This window comes from Undibacterium sp. RTI2.2 (genome assembly GCF_035018705.1).
Taxonomy (GTDB): Bacteria; Pseudomonadota; Gammaproteobacteria; order Burkholderiales; family Burkholderiaceae_D; genus Undibacterium.
Window position 1 is genome coordinate 76462 of the sequence record NZ_JASJXN010000004.1, and the last position, 18387, is coordinate 94848.

Below are 18387 nucleotides of genomic sequence, written 5' to 3' on the forward strand. Positions count from 1 at the left end.
GTGTGGATATTGACGTAATCGACCCTGCGACGGGTTCAGTGGTGGAGACTCTACACATCGTCCGAAACACAGAGCTAATTCAATTCAACGGTTTTCAATATCAGCCCGCCTCTTTTGACATCGAGTTAAAAGAAGAGTCAGGCATACAGCAGACCGTCAAACTTTCAATCAGAGACTACTCTAAAGCGGTTCAGGCTCGCATGCAGAGCTACGGCGGTGGAGTCGGATTCTCTGTTTCAGTCATGGTCGTCAACGCAGGGGCATTAAACCAGCCGCCGGAAATCATCGAATATTTTGATGTGGTTGGCGCAGAGTCCTCTAACTACGTTTGCTCTTTCACGCTAGGCGCAGAGAACAGCATCTCTAAAGCATTTCCTCGCAGACGCCAAGCTCGTGACTATTGCCAATGGCGTTACAAGGGCGATGAGTGCGGCTACAACGGCACATTAACTTCGTGCGACTTAACGCTTAAGGGTCCAAACGGCTGTGGCGCGCATGAAAACGTTATTCGGTTTGGCGCTTATCCGGGCATCAACACCAGAGACGTTAATTATGGCTAATTTTAGCGATCTGATAGGCACTCCATTTAAAACGGGAGGGCGGGGTCCTGACTATTTCGACTGCTACGGCCTTGTAATGGAAATGGCTAAACGTGACGGCATTGAGTTACCGGATTTTGGCACGCACAGTAATCAAGGTGTTATTTCGGCTCTGGTCGGCGCCAGTCTTCCGCAATGGGAAGAGGTAAGTCAAAAAGCTGGCGCGGTGGTGCTAATTCGCATCGGGCGTTACGTCTCTCATGTCGGCTACATGATTAACGACGACGAAATGATTCACTCTTGGGATCAAGCAAATGGCGTATCGACATTGAAAGTTGATACTTGGAAAAATCGTATTGTGGGATTCTATAAGCATGTCGGAAACTAAGAAGTCACGTAAGCGCGTCAGCAAAGCGGTCAAGCAAGAGGTGCGAGTCATTCGTATCTTGAATCCATTTAACCCGCGTGAGTTCGCTAATGAAGTAGTAATATGGAGCGCTAAAAAGACGCTTAATGACTACTTCCCGCTTGAAACTTCTGAGGTCGTAATATCGGTCAACGGCAAAGTAATTCCTAAAGAAAGCTTTGGTTCAACTTATCTTGATAATTCGGACAATGTTGTCATTTGTCCTGTCCCAACGGGCGGCGGAGATAATAAACAGATTTTCGCAATAGTCGCAATGATTGCTATTGCGGTAGTGGCGCCTTACGCGGCGGGTGCATTAAGCTCAAGTTTAGGCTTAGGATTAACCGCCGGCAGCATTGGAATGGGCGCGTTGACAGCCGGCATTTCGCTCGCCGGCTCGCTGCTGGTGCATGCTTTGTTTGCTCCAAGTGCGGCAACTCAAAACACAAACGCTTCCAGTTCAACCTATGGGATTGACGGAGCAAAAAATACGTCCATTGAGGGAATACCAGTTCCGGTCTGTTACGGCGAGTTTCGTACTGGCGGCAATATCATCAGTCTTCATACCGAGAATGACGGAGATACGCAAACGCTTTACATGTTGTTGTCTGCTGGAGAAGGCCCTGTTGCGAGCATTTCCGATGTAGAGATTAACGACAATCCAATTACGGACTATGTCAACATTGAAACTGTCGTTCGCCTAGGTGCGCAAGATCAGACTTCAATGAGCTGGTTCAATAATACAGTCACGCCACAAAACAAGAACGCCAAACTTACCGTTGACTACACTTATCACACGACGGTGGCAAAAATTGATCAGTTCAGAATGGATCTGGTTGCGCCATCAGGTTTATGTCGAGTGAGCTTAACAGACGGCTCAAGCAGCGTAGTGACCGTACCAATCGATGCAGAGTATCGCCAAGTTGGTTCTACCGCTTGGCAATCACTAATCTCCGGTGACGAAATTAAAGAATGGGTTCCAGCAACCGCCGACAATAGTTCTAACCCTGACGACGCCTCCGCTGCGGTCGCTAACGGCAATCGCGTTCCTGTTTATGAAAACAATATCAGTTTTAGCGGCAGTCAGCGTTCGGCAATGCGAAAGTCATTTACTTCGCCAGTTTTAGCGCCTGCCAAGTATGAGATTCGCGTTAGACGAACTGCGCCAAAATCAACTGAAACAAACGTCATTGATGAGGTTTATTTATCCGACGTTAATGAGATACAAAACGAGCTACTGACTTATCCTAATACAGCGATGTTGGGTGTGAAAGTGCTGCTTGGCGATCAGATATCTGGTCTACCAAAAGTCACCTTCATCAATGGCGGGCGCATTATCCAGGCATACGGCAAGCAGTCTGATAATGCTATCGAAGGATGGTATAGCGTTGCGTCGAAAAATCCAGCATGGATTGTCTGGGATATGCTGACCAATCGACGTTTTGGCGGAGGTATGAATACGAACCGCCTGGATTTTATCGCTTTCAAAAATTGGGCAGCTTATTGCGACGATCAAGCGCTAGAGTGGAATGGCATCATTGATTCCGAAATGAATGTATGGGATGCATGCCAATACGTGCTGCGAGTAGGGCATGCGCAGCTAGTCAATGTCGGCACTCGCTTTACCGTTGTGGTTGAGAAAGCTGCCGATCCGGTAATGATGTTCTCGGTCGCCAACATCGCAGCGGGAACGTACAAAGAGTCCTGGCTTGGGACCGCAGATCGTGCAAACGAAATTGATGTGACCTTCTTTGACAAGACGGACAGCTACAAACAAAGAACTGTCAAAGTCTATGATCCTGCTTCGCTAGTCGCCGGTAATAAGACGCGCAATTCCGCGATCACTCTATATGGCGTAGACAACTATGAAACCGCATTCAGAGAGGGCTTATTTCAGCTCAACTTGAATCGCTACATTCTAAAAACCGTATCATTTTCTGCGCCAATGGAAGCGGTGGCCTGTACAGTCGGCGACTTGATTTTAGTACAGAACGATATGACGGATTGGGCGGTAGCGGGGCGCTTTGACGTTGGTAGCACTACGTCCGTAGTGAAGCTTGACCGCGACGTAACAATGGAATCCGGAAAGCAATACAAGCTTTTGGCGATACATGATTCTGTTCAGCGCAGCTCTGGAATTATTCAAAACATTGCAGGCACCTCTATCTTTCTCACGTTGTTTGATGGCGTTCAGTCCGTCAAGCGCATTCAAAGTAATGGTCGTGATCTTCGCATCGCCGGAACCTTTGGCCAAGGCAATGGCGCCTATGGCGTTATTGTGGATGATGCAACTGGCTTAAAAGTTGGAGATTCTTACGCGCTGTTCGACACTGACGTTATTGAAGAGTTTAACGTGGTTAATCGGGCCAACACCGGCTCCACGCTTACGCTACAGTCGCCTATGTCTGCGGCCCCTCAACAATACGTCAATTGGATGTTTGGCGAGACAAGTAAGGTTAAGTCTCCATTTAGAATTAAATCCGTTACTGGCGGTCATGACTATCACCGAGATATCGTTGCTTTGCAATACGATCCGCAAGTCTATGACTTCTCGCGTTATAGCTCAGTGTTGGCCCCTCCAGTACCAGTCGAAGGTTCTGCTATTGGCGCATGTCGCAATCTTGAGGCATACGAAGAAACTTATGTGGCGGGTTCAAATATCGTAACGAAAGTTACGGCCAGTTGGCGCATCCCAGAGGTAGGTTTTTACGGTGGTGCCGATATTTACGTAAAGAAGAATGACGGCAAGCTTGAGAAGGTGGACAGTGCCAAAAACGGCACTTCGTACACTATTGGCGATGTTGCAAAAGACGATGTTTTGACAATTCGTATAGTGGCATTTGATGTGTTTGGCAAGCGATCACTGTATGAGTCCGCGCCTCAAATAAACTATGTGGTTGTGGGTGAAATACCTAAAATCAAAGTAGGCCAAGTAACAGGCGTCAACCTTTACTGGGCAGGGCGGGACTGCAAATTAATGTGGCGTTACAACGCGACAACCGCCTCTTATGAGTTTGGTTCTGAACCTACTGGCGCGGATGCCGGCTCACTTGATCCTCATTTCAAGGATTATGAAATCTCCGTCTATGACGCGAGTCATTCAATATTGCGGCGCAAAGAGTATGTCACCGCCAGCAACTACATCTATACGCACGACAAAAACTATGCAGATGGACTAGCCAGACGCTTGATCTTTGAAATTCGTATGCGGGACACGTTTAATAACGTAGGTCATCCGGCGACAACAGAGGCATACAATCCTCCACCGACTGTCACTTCCTACAATATTGTGCCAAGTTTTGATAGCGCCGTAGTGAATTACACTCACTCAGATGATATCGATTTTTCAGGCGCACGAGTGTTTCTATCTGAGGTCGCTGCCAATTTAGGTGGAGATCCTGCAAGTGATGTGCAAAAGCCGTTTTTGGTCTATGAGGGGCCGGATTCAAGCATTGTGTTGCCTGGCCTAAAGTTCAAAAATAATTACTATTTAACGATAGCGCCTTTTGATATTTTTGGACTTACAGAATTACAGCCAACGTCTGTTATTCCTTTTCAGACCACTAACTTAAATGTTGCCGCCATCGCAGACGGTACACTTAAAGCGTCGCAACTGATTCCAGAATTGCAGACGACAATTAAGCAGGTAAGTGGCGACTCGACCGTGCCAAACAGCGTTGCGTCTCAAATCACAAAGGCCATTTCAGATGAAGCGGCTCAAAGGGCGGCTGATGTATTAAAAGAGCAGCAAGTCCGAGCGGCGGCAATCGCTCAAGAGCAGCAGGATCGAGTTACTGCGATTACGCAAGAAGCGCAAACGCGCAGTCTTGCAATAACGCAGGAGGCGCAGACGCGCCTTGCGGCTGTGTCACAAGAGACTCAAAGTCGAATTGCCGCCATTACGCAGGAGCAGCAAGACCGCGCTCAAGCTGTTCTAGCTGAAGCTCAAGCTCGCGGTGCCGCAATAACGCAAGAAGCAACAATTCGTCAGTCCGCAACCGACTCTCTGGCTTCGCAAATTGCGACCGTTACAGCTTCGACAGGCCAAAATGCGGCTGCGATATCGACAGAGTCAACCGCTCGCACCAGCGCCGATTCTGCGCTATCGAACCGTATAGATACAGTCACGACAAGCGCGAATAACGCATTGGCGGCGATTAGCACTGAGTCAACGACTAGAGCATCGGCAAACACGGCGCTCTCTAATCAAATAACATCGTTAAGCGCTACAGTTGGCCAAAACACGACCGCGATTACTTCTGAAGCGACAACCAGAACGACAGCCGATAGCGCTTTATCGGACAGAATCACCTCGCTTACCTCTACAGTCGGCGTCAATTCTGCCGCTATCACCGCAGAACAAACGGCAAGGGCGAACGGTGATAGCGCTTTATCAAATTCTATTACGGCGTTGACCGCAACTGTAAGCGGAAATTCTGCGGCAATTACTGCCGAACAAACGGCAAGGGCGAACGGTGATAGCGCTTTATCAAATTCTATTACGGCGCTTACGGCGACGGTAGGGCAAAATACTGCCGCCATTACGCAAGAGTCAACCACTCGAAGCGCAGGAGAGTCCGCGCTCTCTAGTCAGATAAACGCTCTAACGACCAACGTCAATGGCAACGCGGCGAACATTATTGCGGAGCAATCTGCGAGAGCGACAGCGGACACGGCCCTGTCTGAAAGAATTTTGACACTTACTTCCACTGTAGGGGTAAATTCTGCCGCTATTACAGCGGAACAAAATGCAAGAGCAGATGGTCTCGGAGCTTTATCTAACTCTATTACCGGTCTCACCGCGACCGTTAATAGGAATACTGCCGCCATCGCCTCAGAGTCAACTACGCGAAGCAGTGCCGATTCCGCGTTGTCCTCTCAGCTCAGCTCTTTATCAACTACTGTTGACCATAACACGGCAGCAATTACCGCAGAGTCTACCGCCAGAAGTACAGCAGATTCAGCCTTAGCAAACTCGATCTCTGCCTTAACAACAACGGTAAATGGCAACACAGCGGCGATTACTTCTGAAGCAACTACAAGAAGCACGGCAAACACGGCCTTAACAAGCCGAATAGACACGTTGACGACAACTGTTGGGCAAAACACAGCGGCAATTGTTTCAGAGGCAACCACTAGAAGCGACGCTAATACAGCTTTTGCCGATAGTCTGAACGTGTTAAAGACCACTGTTGGCCAAAACACCGCCGCAATTACATCGGAGTCTAGTGCTAGAAGTTCGGCAGATTCCGCGCTGTCCTCAAGAGTTGATACGTTAAGCGCTACAGTTGGCCAAAACACCGCGTCGATCATATCCGAGACCACCGCCAGGGTCGCTCTGGATTCTTCTACCGCCAGCCAACTAAGCGCTTTAACAACCGCGTATCAATACAATGATTGGGTAACTCTGACATCTGCAAAGACTTACGTGCAGAATTACACCTACACGCGAAGCGATAGCGACGCGGCCTTGGCAACGGCTTTCAACGCTTTGAATACTGCTTTTCAGTCTGGGGATGCGGCCTCTGTCAATACGGCACAATCTTATGTGCAAAATTATGCCTACAGTAAAGCGGCGTCCGATTCCGCTATCGCGAGTCAAACGACTTCGCTGCAAACGCAATATAGAGATGGCGACACGGCTACTCTAAGCAGCGCCCAATCTTACGTGCAGAGCTATTCGTACAGTAAAAGCGCGGCAGACTCCGCCATCGCCACACAGATTAACACGGTCACTTCGACGCTTAATGGAGCAACGACAGCGATACAGCAATTGTCTTCTAGCGTGAATGGCTTATCTGGTCAGTACACCGTCAAGATCGACAATAACGGCTATGTCTGCGGATATGGTCTGGCGAGCTATACGGTCAATGGCCAAGTCGTTTCAGAGTTCATTATTCGTGCCGATACCTTTGGCGTGGTATTGCCAGGTTACGCTACCGTAAAGCCGTTTGTTGTAGGCGCAGTAAATGGCATCCCTCGCGTGATCATAAGTAACGCCTTAATCGGCGACGCATCAATCAACACAGCGCAGATCGGCACACTGGCTGTTAAGTCGGCAAACATTGATGACCTGACAGTGGGAACGAACAAAATCACGGGCGATGCGGTGACTGAGGTGGATAACTTTACCTCCGGCGTGTCGAACGGGACAGGCTTCTATGTGAATTTCCCATCAAAGGTCTTGATTGTGGCTAATTACGCCGGCGCATATACGGGCGATAGCAGTAGTGGTGACTTTACATTTGGCGTTTGGAATCAGTTTAGCTCTACCGTTTCTCTATCTAGTGTCGGAAGCTACAACGGCTCAATTACCTGCTCTGGCTTTTTATATCCAGGGTATTACTCGATTGTTCTGACGCCCAATAGCCAAGTTTCCGTAAGTATTACCAAGTGCTTTATTTTGAAGGTGAAAAAATGATGGTCTTTCCAGAAAACGAGTCTGGTGCTGAAGTCACTTTATTTGACGAGACGGGCGCAGTCAGCGGGCATGCTACGTTGTCCAGATCGACGTTTGAACACTACGCTGCTAACAACGTATCAATGTCTTTTGGCACTCTGACCGCTGACGAATGCTACTTTAAAGATGGCGAAGTGGTTCAGTTCACACCGGCCCAGAAAGCAATCCGTTTGCTTAAACCATTTGGATTCACTTGGGATGCGTCTCAATTTAAGTGGGTTGACCATAGAGACATCGAGACCACTAAGAGAAACAAATTAAGCATTATTAATGCCGACTGTTCGCTTGCCCTTGAGCGCATTAAGTCAAGCTATCCTCGTGGCGAGGTTGATTCTTGGTCTAAGCAAGAGCTGGAGGCTCGTAATTTTATTGCGTCATCTGACGCAAAAACGCCACTACTGTCAGCACTGGCAGAAGCGCGTGAAATAGACATGCCGACACTCTGTTCTAAAATTATTGCCAAAGCTGACGCGTTCGCTTCTGCGTCAGGCGCGCTGATTGGCGAGCGTCAACGATGTGAGTCGTTAATTAACGCCGCCACTACAAACGAAGAGGTTGATGCCATACAAATGACTACACAGGCATAACATTTTATGTGCGTGATAAGTCATTACTGACTTATTTATGATAATATGCCATTCACTTCATTATGGTGGAATGAATGGCACAGATCAAATCAACATGCGCGGTAACTCAAGGCAGTCAAACAGTTACAGTTGCTGGCGTCAATTTAGCGTCAAGAATATTGCAGAATTTCACTTTCATAGTGGAAGGAAAGCTTGTGCCGTACACGGTAGCCAACGACGCTACGTTCGACGGCACAAATACGGTATTCACATTAACTGGAGCTTACGCTCAAAGCTCAGATCCGCTTGCTGGCGGGGTAGTCGTTTCCGATTACACATATCCCGATCTTATTCCAGTCATTTCGCAAGGCGACGTTGGCACGGCAGCGATCTTTACGAGCGCCATGTACAAGGTTCAACAAATGATCCTCTCGGTAAGTCCGAGCGGCCTTTCGGACTTTTCCAGCAAGTATTCAGCGGCACTAGCGAACCTTAATAATGCCAATACCGCTTCTGCCAATGCAGTGACTCAGGCTGGTCTAGCTGCGAGGGCTGCGACCGCGTCTCAAGTCAGCGCTTCATCTGCCGCTGGCAGTGCCACTAATGCAGCAGCCGGCGCGACCAATGCAGCAACTAGCGCCACTTCGTCTACAGCAAGTGCTTCTGCCGCCGCCACTAGCGCGACAAGCGCAACAGCAAGTCAAACTAGCGCGACCAGCTCCGCTACAGCGGCAGCTTTATCTGCATCGACGGCAGCAACGCAAGCTACAAATGCAAGCAATAGCGCAACATCAGCCGCCTCCAGTCAAAATGCCGCAGCAACAAATGCGACCACTGCAACCACTCAGGCAACAAACGCTGGCGTGAGTGCTACCAATGCAGCCAACCAAGCTACCACCGCAACCAACCAGGCGGTTATAGCAACCAATCAAGCGACTGCTTCTGCGGCACAAGCGACGACTTCTGCAAACTCGGCTACGACGGCGACCAATCAAGCGACAATCGCTACCAATGCGGCAACGGCAGCGTCCAATTCAGCGAACTCGGCATCAGTCGCAGCGACGGCAGCAATTGCAAATGAATTAGCATCCGAAACGCAAGCAAGTAATGCTGCCGCCAGCGCGACTACGGCAACAAACAAGGCTACAGCGGCAAGTACAAGCGCAAGTGCGGCAGCGGCAAGTCAAACTAGCGCCAGCAACTCCGCCGCAACCGCAACCACTCAAGCAAATACAGCGACGGCACAGGCCGTTATTGCGACGAATCAAGCGACGGCAGCAGCAACATCGGCAAGTAGTGCGGCTACCTCTGCAACTACTGCCACTAATCAGGCTACAGCGGCAACAAGTGCGGCAACGGCATCAGCAAATTCCGCGACGACTGCCGGGACTGCCGCAACGACAGCGACCACGCAAGCAACCAACTCAAGCGCCAGCGCCACTGCTTCATCAACCAGTGCAGCGGCAGCTTTAGTGAGTCAGACGAATGCCGCAACAAGTGCCACCACCGCGACAACGCAAGCGACGAACGCTGCAACAAGCGCCACTACCGCGACAACGCAAGCCGCGACAGCGACCACGCAAGCGAACACAGCAACGAGTCAAGCGGTTATCGCAACAACGCAAGCGAACAGCGCTGCAAGCTCAGCTACGACCGCCACCAATCAAGCTGCTATCGCGACGACGCAAGCTACATTGGCAACCACTAGCGCTGCGAACGCGAAAATAAGCGAAAACAATTCCGCATCAAGTGCCGCGCAGACGGTCGCAGCTTTAGCCGCCTTTAGAGCGCGATTTATCGGCACTTTTTCAGCCGATCCAACAGTGGACGGTAACGGCAATGCGCTCTCGTCGGGAGCTGAGTATTTTAACAACAGCGGGCCTACAGGCAAGCTACGTGTTTTTGGAACTGACAGAAAGTGGGCTGACTACGACATCGACGTACAAACTCAAATCGTCAATGCGACGCTTGCAGCAAGTCAAGCGTCTGGAAGTGCAGCGGCAGCTTTAGCCAGCGCTAACACTGCGTCAACTCAGGCGACTCATTCGACTGATTCTGCAACCGCTGCCGCATCTTCTGCAACAACAGCAACATCGCAAGCGACAACGGCAACGACTGCGGCGACTACGGCAACAGCGCAAGCAATAATCTCCACAACGCAAGCAGCCACATCTACTGCCAAAGCGACCGCCGCCGCGACCAGTGCGACTAATGCAGCAACTAGCGAGACCAACGCTGGAAACTCAGCTACAAGCGCCAGCGGGTCCGCAACAACAGCAACCGCTCAAGCTACTACGGCGACAACGCAAGCGAGTAACGCGGCTGCGGCGGCTACAACTGCGACCAGCCAAGCAACGGCTGCGGCAGCAAGCGCGACAAGCGCTGCTAACCAAGCGGCGACAGCGACAAGCGCCGCCAACACCGCAACCTCTAAAGCGAGTGATGCTGCCGCTTCTGCCACTTCTGCGGCAAATTCCGCATCGGTGGCATCAGGTAATGTTTTGGCTGCTGCGCTCTCAGGCTTAGATACAAGTAGCACGGCAGCGGTAGTTGCCTCAGACACGGTTCTTACCGCGTTTGGCAAATTACAAGCAAAAACTTCCACATTCGCGCCTAAAGATTCTCCGCAATTTACCGGAACTGTTAGCGGCATTACCGCTTCAATGGTTGGGCTAGGTAACGTAGAGAATAAATCTTCTGCAACGATCCTAAATTCGCTTACCGGAACTCAAGTTCTTGCTTCTCTTGGCTATGTTCCATTAAGCAATACATACGTGCCAGATTGGTCTTCTTTGACAGGTAAGCCCGCCTTTAAAGCGGTTGCTACATCTGGTAAGTATTCCGACCTGACCAGTATTCCAATATTCTCTACCGTCGCCTCAACCGGCAGCTATGCTGATTTACTGAACATTCCCGCGTTCTTGCCGATAGCGACATCGGGCAAATACTCTGACCTGACCGGCACACCTGTTTTATCGACCGTGGCAACAACAGGAAGCTACGCCGATTTATCTAATCGTCCTGCGTTAGTCACTGTTGCAACAACTGGCAAATATTCAGACTTGACGGGTACGCCAGCATTGCTACCTATTGCCACAACAGGCAAATACTCTGACCTCGTTGGTGTGCCGGCTTTAGCGGCTGTTGCCACTACAGGGCTTTACTCCAGTCTTACAGGGAAACCAACCTTATCAACTGTAGCAAATACTGGCAATTATTCTGACTTGATCGGATCTCCTGCTTTAGCTCCGGTAGCTACCACTGGCACTTACGCTAGTTTGACTGGCGCGCCAATTCTGGTAGCTGTCGCCACATCGGGAAAATACTCCGACCTGACAGGAACTCCAACGCTGTCAACAGTTGCAGGCACAGGAGTTTATTCAGATTTGACGGGTAAGCCTGTTTTGGCGACTGTGGCAACTTCTGGGAGCTATGTCGATCTTGCCAATAAGCCTGTTTTAGTGACGGTGGCAACAACTGGCAAATATTCAGACTTAACAGGTACGCCTACATTAGCCACGGTTTCTAGCACCGGAAGCTACTTAGACCTACTCAATCGTCCTACTTTAGCGACAGTGGCAGCATCGGGCAGCTATTCTGACTTGTTGAACAAGCCAACATTATCTACGGTCGCTGGCACAGGAAGTTATACCGACTTATTAGGCAAACCAGCACTTGCAGCGGTGGCCACTAGTGGCCTTTATTCCAGTCTGACCGGAACGCCAACATTAGCTACGGTCGCAACGAGCGGCAGCTACGCTGATTTAAACAACAAGCCCGCAACCTATTCTCTGCCTACGGCATCAACGACCGTTATAGGTGGCGTTAAAAGCGACGGCGTATCGACAACCATCAATGCGTCAGGCGTTATCACTGCCATTACTGCGGTTAAGCCGAACTCTGGCGGATCGTTAAGCACATCCGTGACTTACTCAAACAGTCAAGTGTCACAAGTCACCGAAACGATTCTTGGAGTGACCTACACCACGACGATGACCTACAACACTGACGGCACGATCGCCACTGTTGTGATATCGGACGGCACAAAAATACGAACTGAAACACTGTCTTACTCAAACGGACAATTTACTGGCTTAACAGCTACGGAGCAATAAATGAGTGGTGCATTAGATTACGTAAATAACCTGGCGATTAAAAACTCAGGCTTGCCGATTGGCGCGCAAGTGACGATGGCTGGCACAAACTCGTCCGTTTTTACGGCGCCAAGTGGAGAGGTTTTTGTAAAGAATAGTATTGCGGCGGTTATTCCTGCCTCGCAGTGTAACTCGCTGCTTCCCGCCTTAATGAATGCCGTCAACGACATCACATTTCCGACTACGATTAAAGTAGATTTAACGACATTTGGCAGCTCAGTATCGGGCATACCTAGTTTGTTTAGTGCCAGTAGAGCTGTGGGCGGTACGACAACTTTAGTCCCGTCTATTGGCGTGTACGCTAACTCAACTTACTATTTGTTTAGTCCTAATGTAGCTAATCTTGGCTCAAATATTGGCTATACATCCACAACCGATCAAGCCTTCTTCACGGCGAAAAAATCAATACCGCAGCTTGCTGGACTAACTATTGTTGACGTGAAATTCGTCAATGGCGTTTGGTATTTCATTGACTCCTCTGGCTATATTGCCAGCATGACTGATTTATCAGGTTCAAACTTCACGATCATACAAACGGTCATGATGCCGAATGCCGCCGTCTTTTATGGTTATACGGGAGCGGCCTACATTAATGGTGTTTGGTACTTGTACGGTAGTTCTCGCACAGGATATTCAGCAGGTAGCATCATAGTTCGATCGACCGATATGGTGACATGGACAATCATATCTGAAGTCACTAGCGGCTCTGCGCCAATTACTAGCCTTTGCCAAGGATCTGGGACGACAACTACTACTGAAATTATTGCTGGTTGCTTGGGCGGCGATTACATCTTTAAGTCTGTCAATAACGGCACCACCTTTACGCAAGTTTCTGCATTTTCAGGCAAGTCGTATATTCGGTCAGTTTTCTACTCGACGCGCACGAGCAAATATTATGCGGTTGCGGCTGACACCAATCTAAATCTGTATCTTTTAACCAGCAGCACAGGCACGTTGGCTACCGCAACATTTACGTCTTTGTTAATAGGCGCAATATCCGATTACGGTTCGCCTGGTTACGGTATAGCAACCATCGTTGATACAGGCACAAATGTCGGAATAGTCTACTCGAACGGCTCTGCCGTGTTTGGATATAACAATGCCGGCAGCGCCGCTAACGTAACCATTACGAACGACTTAAACACAGGCGTCGTATCGGGAAGTTATCTTTCTTGTCTGGCACTAACGATGAACGGCAATATTTGGGTGCTTGTTTGTCAATCAGGCTCAATCACGGCATCACAGATGAGCGGCAAACAACTGATTTTAGTTTCCGGCCCTACATTAGCAACAGCTTCAAAGATGCTTTGGTTTCCAACTACTCAAGCTAACTTCACGCCGCCTGCTGCAATTAGTGGTGTTCAGTATTCGGTAGTGACGGGTCTATCTTATGATTCCGCCAATAACTTTTCAAATTTGTATAAATTCGGCACAAATTTTGCGAGCATAGCGCTTGCAAGCAATACGGTATTAAGTCAAAACTACTCAGGCTATGTTTTTACCGGAATTGGAAGTATGTTCGCGGCACCTTCTTTACTTCAGCCAGGCGTGTTGACATGGACTGGCATTAATAATGTTAGCAATAATGTGGTTACAACATTGAAGTATGACGGCACGACGTTTAGCGCCAGTCAATTAAATGGTGCCGCTCCTTATCCCGCCGGAAACGCTCAGCTTGCCGACTCAAGCGATGTTGGGTGTACTGCATTCGCCGCAAAATGGAGTTCTCTATTTTCGGCCTATTTGTATAGCGGCTCTATTTCGACAACCGGATCAAGTGCGGCGATGACTGTGCTAAAAGCGGCAACGCTTGGAGGCGCGTCATCGAATGTATATACACTAGGAGAAACTAATTCTAGTTACCACGGATGGATGTATTTTTTGGATGTTTTGTCGGGTGGGCAGGGGATTATGGGATACACCCAAAATACTGGGAATGGTCCTTACGCCGGATTGACAATTTTGACTCCAACGGCGAATTATCTTATTCCGCTGTCAGGCATTCCAAGTATAAATACCTGCTATTTATCCGCTTATGATATTACGGGAACAGATGGCAATCGTTATTTAGCGGTCGTTTATGCTTTAACGGGAGGAGGAACTCCGACAAATGGTCAGTTCTTGTCCGTGTTTCGGATTTTTACTAATTCTGCCCCCGTTTGCGTGCTGAATACCAGCATCGCTGGCTATTTAGGATTCAACACTTCTTCCAAAATGCGTCGTGTTGTTGCGACCGGCAATAACTTCTATTTGTGCGACTTCACCTCTGGCACATCGACTAAAAACGCTTTATTGCTTACGCAATCAGGAGGCGCATTTTCGTTTGCAGGGGCCGCTTATTGCAATTTGCCAACAGACAATGTGCCATCAGGCGTCGCAGGCATTACAGGCTCTTTTAACTCTGCGACGGTTGCTGCAACCAGCGCCACCGCAGCAGTGTACTTACCTCCCGCCACAAGTGGAAACTACGTGAAAGTGAAATGATGGATATCGACACAACTGCCGTCGAGCAATTCGACATCGAGTTTATTCCGAAACCACCAACGCCAGCTCCGTTTTTTACGAAGATGACGATAGGCGCATGGATGAAAAGAATCGCCCCTGAACTACCTGGCATTTACAAGTTGGCGGCTACCGACATCTATGCTCAGATATTCCGAGACATGACTCTACAGTCTTTATATATCGATATTAACGATCCTGATCTTGCTAAAGGGCTGGACTACTTTAAAGCCGCCGGTATTTTTACAGACGCTCGCGCACATGCGGCGCTAACGATGGTCATTACTTTTAGTGAGGCATACAAAGGTGAAGTCTAAAATATTGCTTCTAGGAATATGGTTTCTGTGCGTCATAGCAGGCTTTGCTTCTATCGTTCAAATGCTCTGGTCAATCGTTGTCGGTTCGCCAAAAGCATGGCGACTCGCCAAGTCATTCGATAGAGTAGGGAACGCTGCAACTGGTGGCGATGATAAAGAGACAGTATCAAGCCGCGCTAATCGCGCCAGACAAGAAGGGCGAAGGTGGGGTTGCGTTCTTTGTCAAATGTTGGATTGGTTCGAGCAAGATCACTGCGAAAAATCGTCTGGCATTTAATAATTAAATAAGTCACTACTGACTTGATTTAATGAGAATGTTTTGGTAGACTCCATTTAATTTGCCTTTGCGAGCGAGCGATAAAGGATTCACATGAACACAGAATTTGAAATACAAGGATATGAAATGCCCCCAAATTCGACAGCGCTAGAGCAGCAAATGGCAGAAGTGCGTATCAGTGTGGGAAAGATGGCAGACGCTTTGACTAAGTTAGCCATTCTTGAAGAGCGCCATCAAGCAACGATTGCGCGTGTCGCCAAGATGGAAGACCGCATCATTGATGTCGCCAAAAAAAGTAACGACATGGAGCTTGCGCAAGTGCGGCATTTCGCGACCCTGGACGGCATCACAAGCACCATTCGCGTCTTGTGGGTAGTGGTCGGCACCACCTCCATCACTTTTATTGGCAAATTTGTAATGAGCTTTTTACATGTGGGAGCCATATAAAGATGAATTTTGATATTTGCGTATATCGGCTTCTGGGTAACGAAGGCCGTTACGTCAACGATTCGCGAGACCCAGGCGGTGAAACAAATTGGGGTATTTCCAAGCGAAGCTACCCATCATTAGATATTAAAAATCTGACGAAGGCACAAGCTGCTGCAATCTACAAGCGAGATTTTTGGGACCCTATTCAGCTAGATAAAGCACCACTAGGCGTCGCAAACCAGTTACTTGACTTCGCTGTCAATAGCGGGCTACAGACGGCTATTCGCGCCTTGCAACGAGCTGTAGGCGTTGCCGATGACGGCATTCTTGGTAACTACAGCAAGCAAGCAATCGCCAAGATGCAACTGCACGACATCATCATGCGGCTAATTGCAGAGCGAATCTTGTTCATGACTAACTGCAAAAATTGGGATTCTGCCGGTAAAGGCTGGATGCGCCGCATTGCACACCAACTTCAATATGGAGCTGACGATGTTTGAAAAATTAGGACTGTTTTACAACGTGTTCCGTCAAGGCCAAGCGGTCGCTGACGCAGCAAAGCTGAAAAACAAACAATTGCTTGCAAGCGCCTTAGCTATTTTTCTGGCTACGGTTGTCGGTATAGGAAAACAATATGGCTATGACTTTCACTTGTCGTCCAGCGATCTTAATAGCATTGCTGGCTTTGGCGCTGTCTTGTTCGGCTTGTTCAATGTTGGAGCAACGGTTGCATCTTCCGACAAAATCGGATTGCCCGCCAAAGAACCAGTTTCAACAAGCGACCCATCAATGCCAACAATACAAGAGGCTGTACGAGCCGCGCAACCGATGCAGTCCGAGCCTGATCTTGGAAACATCTGGCTTAATCCACCTCAACCAGGCGGCTGAATACGTTCGGTCAATCGACGGGTTGACCATCAAGACACATTGCAATTTTTAGACACACCACCAACAACGAAGGGCAACAAAATGGATATTCTGGGACTCATTAGCGCAGTACGCCAAGCTGAACAAGTAGCGGTAGCAATGGCGCCAACTTTAAACAATCTGGTTGCGGAAGCGGCAAAAACTTTTGGCTTAGATTCTTCGACCAACACACAAAAGCTGCAACACGTTCAAGATCGCCTTCGCGCTTATTGGCAATTTGCGGGAGAAGTTGGCGTTGATTTCGACAAAGCCTGGCCTGTCTTGTCTGTAGTAATTACCGGCATCGTAAAAGCGTATAACTTTAGCGGTGGCTGGACTACCGCGATCGCCGCTTTGAATGTAATCGCAGCAGCGTAACCTCTACTTGCGACATGCACAGACTTACTAAGTCGCAAATGTAGATTTTAAACAGCAGGCTCTTTAGCCTGCTTTTTATTGACCAAACGAAACCATACATGACAAATCCAGTAACTCCAAAGCGCTTTCTTGATGCGTTTAACGACCCAGATACGTTTCCAACGCTGGTCGATGTCGCTGACGAGCTTGGCTTATCGGTACAGACCGTTAAGAACCGCGCAGTGCTGTTGCGGCAAGACCCAAGCTACAAAAATGCCGTAATTCATCGCGGTAGAGGTTCAGTCCCAATGTCGGAGAACCTCGAAAAAATCACAGATGACTGGACAAAAGAAGAGTGCATTGAAGAGCTGCAACGCATCGCAAAAATAGACCCAGATAGAGTGATGACGCGCAATTATTTTCGCGTTAATGGGCGCATTGCTGAGTCTGTATGGAATCAATATTTTGGAACCTTTGAAGAGTTCCGCCGTCAAGCCGGATTAGTGCTGTCTCGTCAGCAGCATCAATTTGAGCGCCAAATTGCCAAGCACGTCTCGGTTGATCATTATCGCAAGGCAAATGATGAGCGTCGCAATTACGATGTAAAATATTTGCGTGATAAGTCAGGACGTTTTAAGACAGTCATGATCTGTTCCGACTTGCATGATATTGAGATTGATCCATTCTATTTGCGCGTATGGCTTGATACTGTCGCTCGCGTACAGCCAGACATTATTGTGTTTAATGGCGATATTTTCGACTTACCAGAGTTCGGCAAATACGGCGTTGATCCTCGCGAGTGGGATGTAGTAGGGCGCATTAAGTTTGCGCATGACAAAATCCTTGGACCAACAAGGGCGGTCGCGCCAGAAGCCCAAATCGATTTTATCGAAGGTAATCACGAAGCGCGCATGTTGCGCCATCTTTCAGATGAGACTCCGGCAATGCGAGCGGTTCTAGCGGAGCTTCATGGTTGGACTATTTCTAAGCTACTCGGCTTAGATCAGTTTGAGATCAACTATATTGCAAAGGCTGATTTGGCAGCCTTCACTAAGCGCGACTTCGAGAAAGAGTTGGCTCAAAACTACAAGGTGTATTTCGACACATTTCTGTGCCATCACTTCCCGCATGCTAGAAACCTCAAACTGCCTGGCGTTAATGGACATCACCATAAGCATATCGTCTGGTCAGACTTTACGCCGGTTTATGGTGCATTTGAGTGGCATCAGTTGGGTTCGGGTCATAAACGCGCCGCTTCTTATTGCGAAGGCGAAAAATGGCACATGGGCTTTGATATCGCACACATCGACACTCACACGAGAGCCACAATGCATGACTATGTGACTGTAACAGATATGTCAGTTTCGGGAGGCAAGTTTTATCACCGTCTGCCAACTGAGATCGATCATGCGGTTCCTAAAATGTTACTCATGAACGGTCATTAATTTAGCCAAAATAAAGTCTCTTTTCATAT

The 18387-nt window shown here is 48.7% G+C and carries 12 protein-coding genes; all 12 read left to right on the top strand.

The window, feature by feature from the left end:
• Positions 1-2 precede the first annotated feature (2 nt).
• The 12 genes from QN395_RS03425 (at position 3) to QN395_RS03480 (ending at position 18358) form a co-directional block, all read left to right on the top strand.
• Positions 3-560 (top strand): hypothetical protein, encoded by a 558-nt coding sequence (locus tag QN395_RS03425; RefSeq protein WP_323493094.1) that lies wholly within the window; start codon positions 3-5, stop codon positions 558-560.
• A complete protein-coding gene (locus QN395_RS03430; protein WP_322118687.1) occupies positions 553-927 on the top strand; it encodes a C40 family peptidase in 375 nt (124 codons plus the stop codon). Before QN395_RS03425 ends, QN395_RS03430 begins: the two co-directional genes overlap by 8 nt.
• Complete coding sequence (locus tag QN395_RS03435; protein WP_323491662.1) at positions 914-7366, top strand: phage tail protein; 6453 nt, start codon at positions 914-916, stop codon at positions 7364-7366. Before QN395_RS03430 ends, QN395_RS03435 begins: the two co-directional genes overlap by 14 nt.
• Complete coding sequence (locus QN395_RS03440) at positions 7363-7992, top strand: hypothetical protein (RefSeq protein WP_323491663.1); 630 nt, start codon at positions 7363-7365, stop codon at positions 7990-7992. The genes QN395_RS03435 and QN395_RS03440 overlap by 4 nt, the downstream gene beginning before the upstream one ends.
• Positions 7993-8186: 194 nt before the next feature.
• A complete protein-coding gene (locus QN395_RS03445) occupies positions 8187-12086 on the top strand; it encodes a hypothetical protein (RefSeq protein ID WP_323491664.1) in 3900 nt (1299 codons plus the stop codon).
• Positions 12087-14609 (top strand): hypothetical protein, encoded by a 2523-nt coding sequence (locus tag QN395_RS03450; protein ID WP_323491665.1) that lies wholly within the window; start codon positions 12087-12089, stop codon positions 14607-14609.
• Complete coding sequence (locus QN395_RS03455; RefSeq protein ID WP_323491666.1) at positions 14606-14944, top strand: hypothetical protein; 339 nt, start codon at positions 14606-14608, stop codon at positions 14942-14944. Before QN395_RS03450 ends, QN395_RS03455 begins: the two co-directional genes overlap by 4 nt.
• A gap of 370 nt (positions 14945-15314) precedes the next feature.
• Positions 15315-15668 carry a hypothetical protein gene (locus tag QN395_RS03460; RefSeq protein ID WP_322118693.1) on the top strand — a complete coding sequence of 118 codons (354 nt, stop codon included), beginning with the start codon at positions 15315-15317 and terminating at the stop codon, positions 15666-15668.
• A gap of 2 nt (positions 15669-15670) precedes the next feature.
• On the top strand, positions 15671-16150 hold the full coding sequence (locus QN395_RS03465) for a glycoside hydrolase family 108 protein (RefSeq protein WP_322118694.1): 480 nt from the start codon (positions 15671-15673) through the stop codon (positions 16148-16150).
• A complete protein-coding gene (locus QN395_RS03470; RefSeq protein WP_322118695.1) occupies positions 16143-16538 on the top strand; it encodes a hypothetical protein in 396 nt (131 codons plus the stop codon). The genes QN395_RS03465 and QN395_RS03470 overlap by 8 nt, the downstream gene beginning before the upstream one ends.
• Before the next feature lie 81 nt (positions 16539-16619).
• Positions 16620-16934 (top strand): hypothetical protein, encoded by a 315-nt coding sequence (locus QN395_RS03475; protein WP_322118696.1) that lies wholly within the window; start codon positions 16620-16622, stop codon positions 16932-16934.
• 98 nt (positions 16935-17032) lie between these two features.
• Complete coding sequence (locus QN395_RS03480; protein WP_322118697.1) at positions 17033-18358, top strand: metallophosphoesterase; 1326 nt, start codon at positions 17033-17035, stop codon at positions 18356-18358.
• Positions 18359-18387 lie beyond the last annotated feature (29 nt).

Excerpts from the sequence above, each read along its gene's own strand:
- QN395_RS03435 (WP_323491662.1), top strand. The coding sequence starts at position 914 with ATGTCGGAAACTAAGAAGTCACGTAAGCGCGTCAGCAAAGCGGTCAAG.
- QN395_RS03430 (WP_322118687.1), top strand. The coding sequence starts at position 553 with ATGGCTAATTTTAGCGATCTGATAGGCACTCCATTTAAAACGGGAGGG.
- QN395_RS03455 (WP_323491666.1), top strand. The coding sequence starts at position 14,606 with ATGATGGATATCGACACAACTGCCGTCGAGCAATTCGACATCGAGTTT.
- QN395_RS03470 (WP_322118695.1), top strand. The coding sequence starts at position 16,143 with ATGTTTGAAAAATTAGGACTGTTTTACAACGTGTTCCGTCAAGGCCAA.
- QN395_RS03460 (WP_322118693.1), top strand. The coding sequence starts at position 15,315 with ATGAACACAGAATTTGAAATACAAGGATATGAAATGCCCCCAAATTCG.
- QN395_RS03465 (WP_322118694.1), top strand. The coding sequence starts at position 15,671 with ATGAATTTTGATATTTGCGTATATCGGCTTCTGGGTAACGAAGGCCGT.
- QN395_RS03480 (WP_322118697.1), top strand. The coding sequence starts at position 17,033 with ATGACAAATCCAGTAACTCCAAAGCGCTTTCTTGATGCGTTTAACGAC.
- QN395_RS03450 (WP_323491665.1), top strand. The coding sequence starts at position 12,087 with ATGAGTGGTGCATTAGATTACGTAAATAACCTGGCGATTAAAAACTCA.
- QN395_RS03475 (WP_322118696.1), top strand. The coding sequence starts at position 16,620 with ATGGATATTCTGGGACTCATTAGCGCAGTACGCCAAGCTGAACAAGTA.
- QN395_RS03440 (WP_323491663.1), top strand. The coding sequence starts at position 7,363 with ATGATGGTCTTTCCAGAAAACGAGTCTGGTGCTGAAGTCACTTTATTT.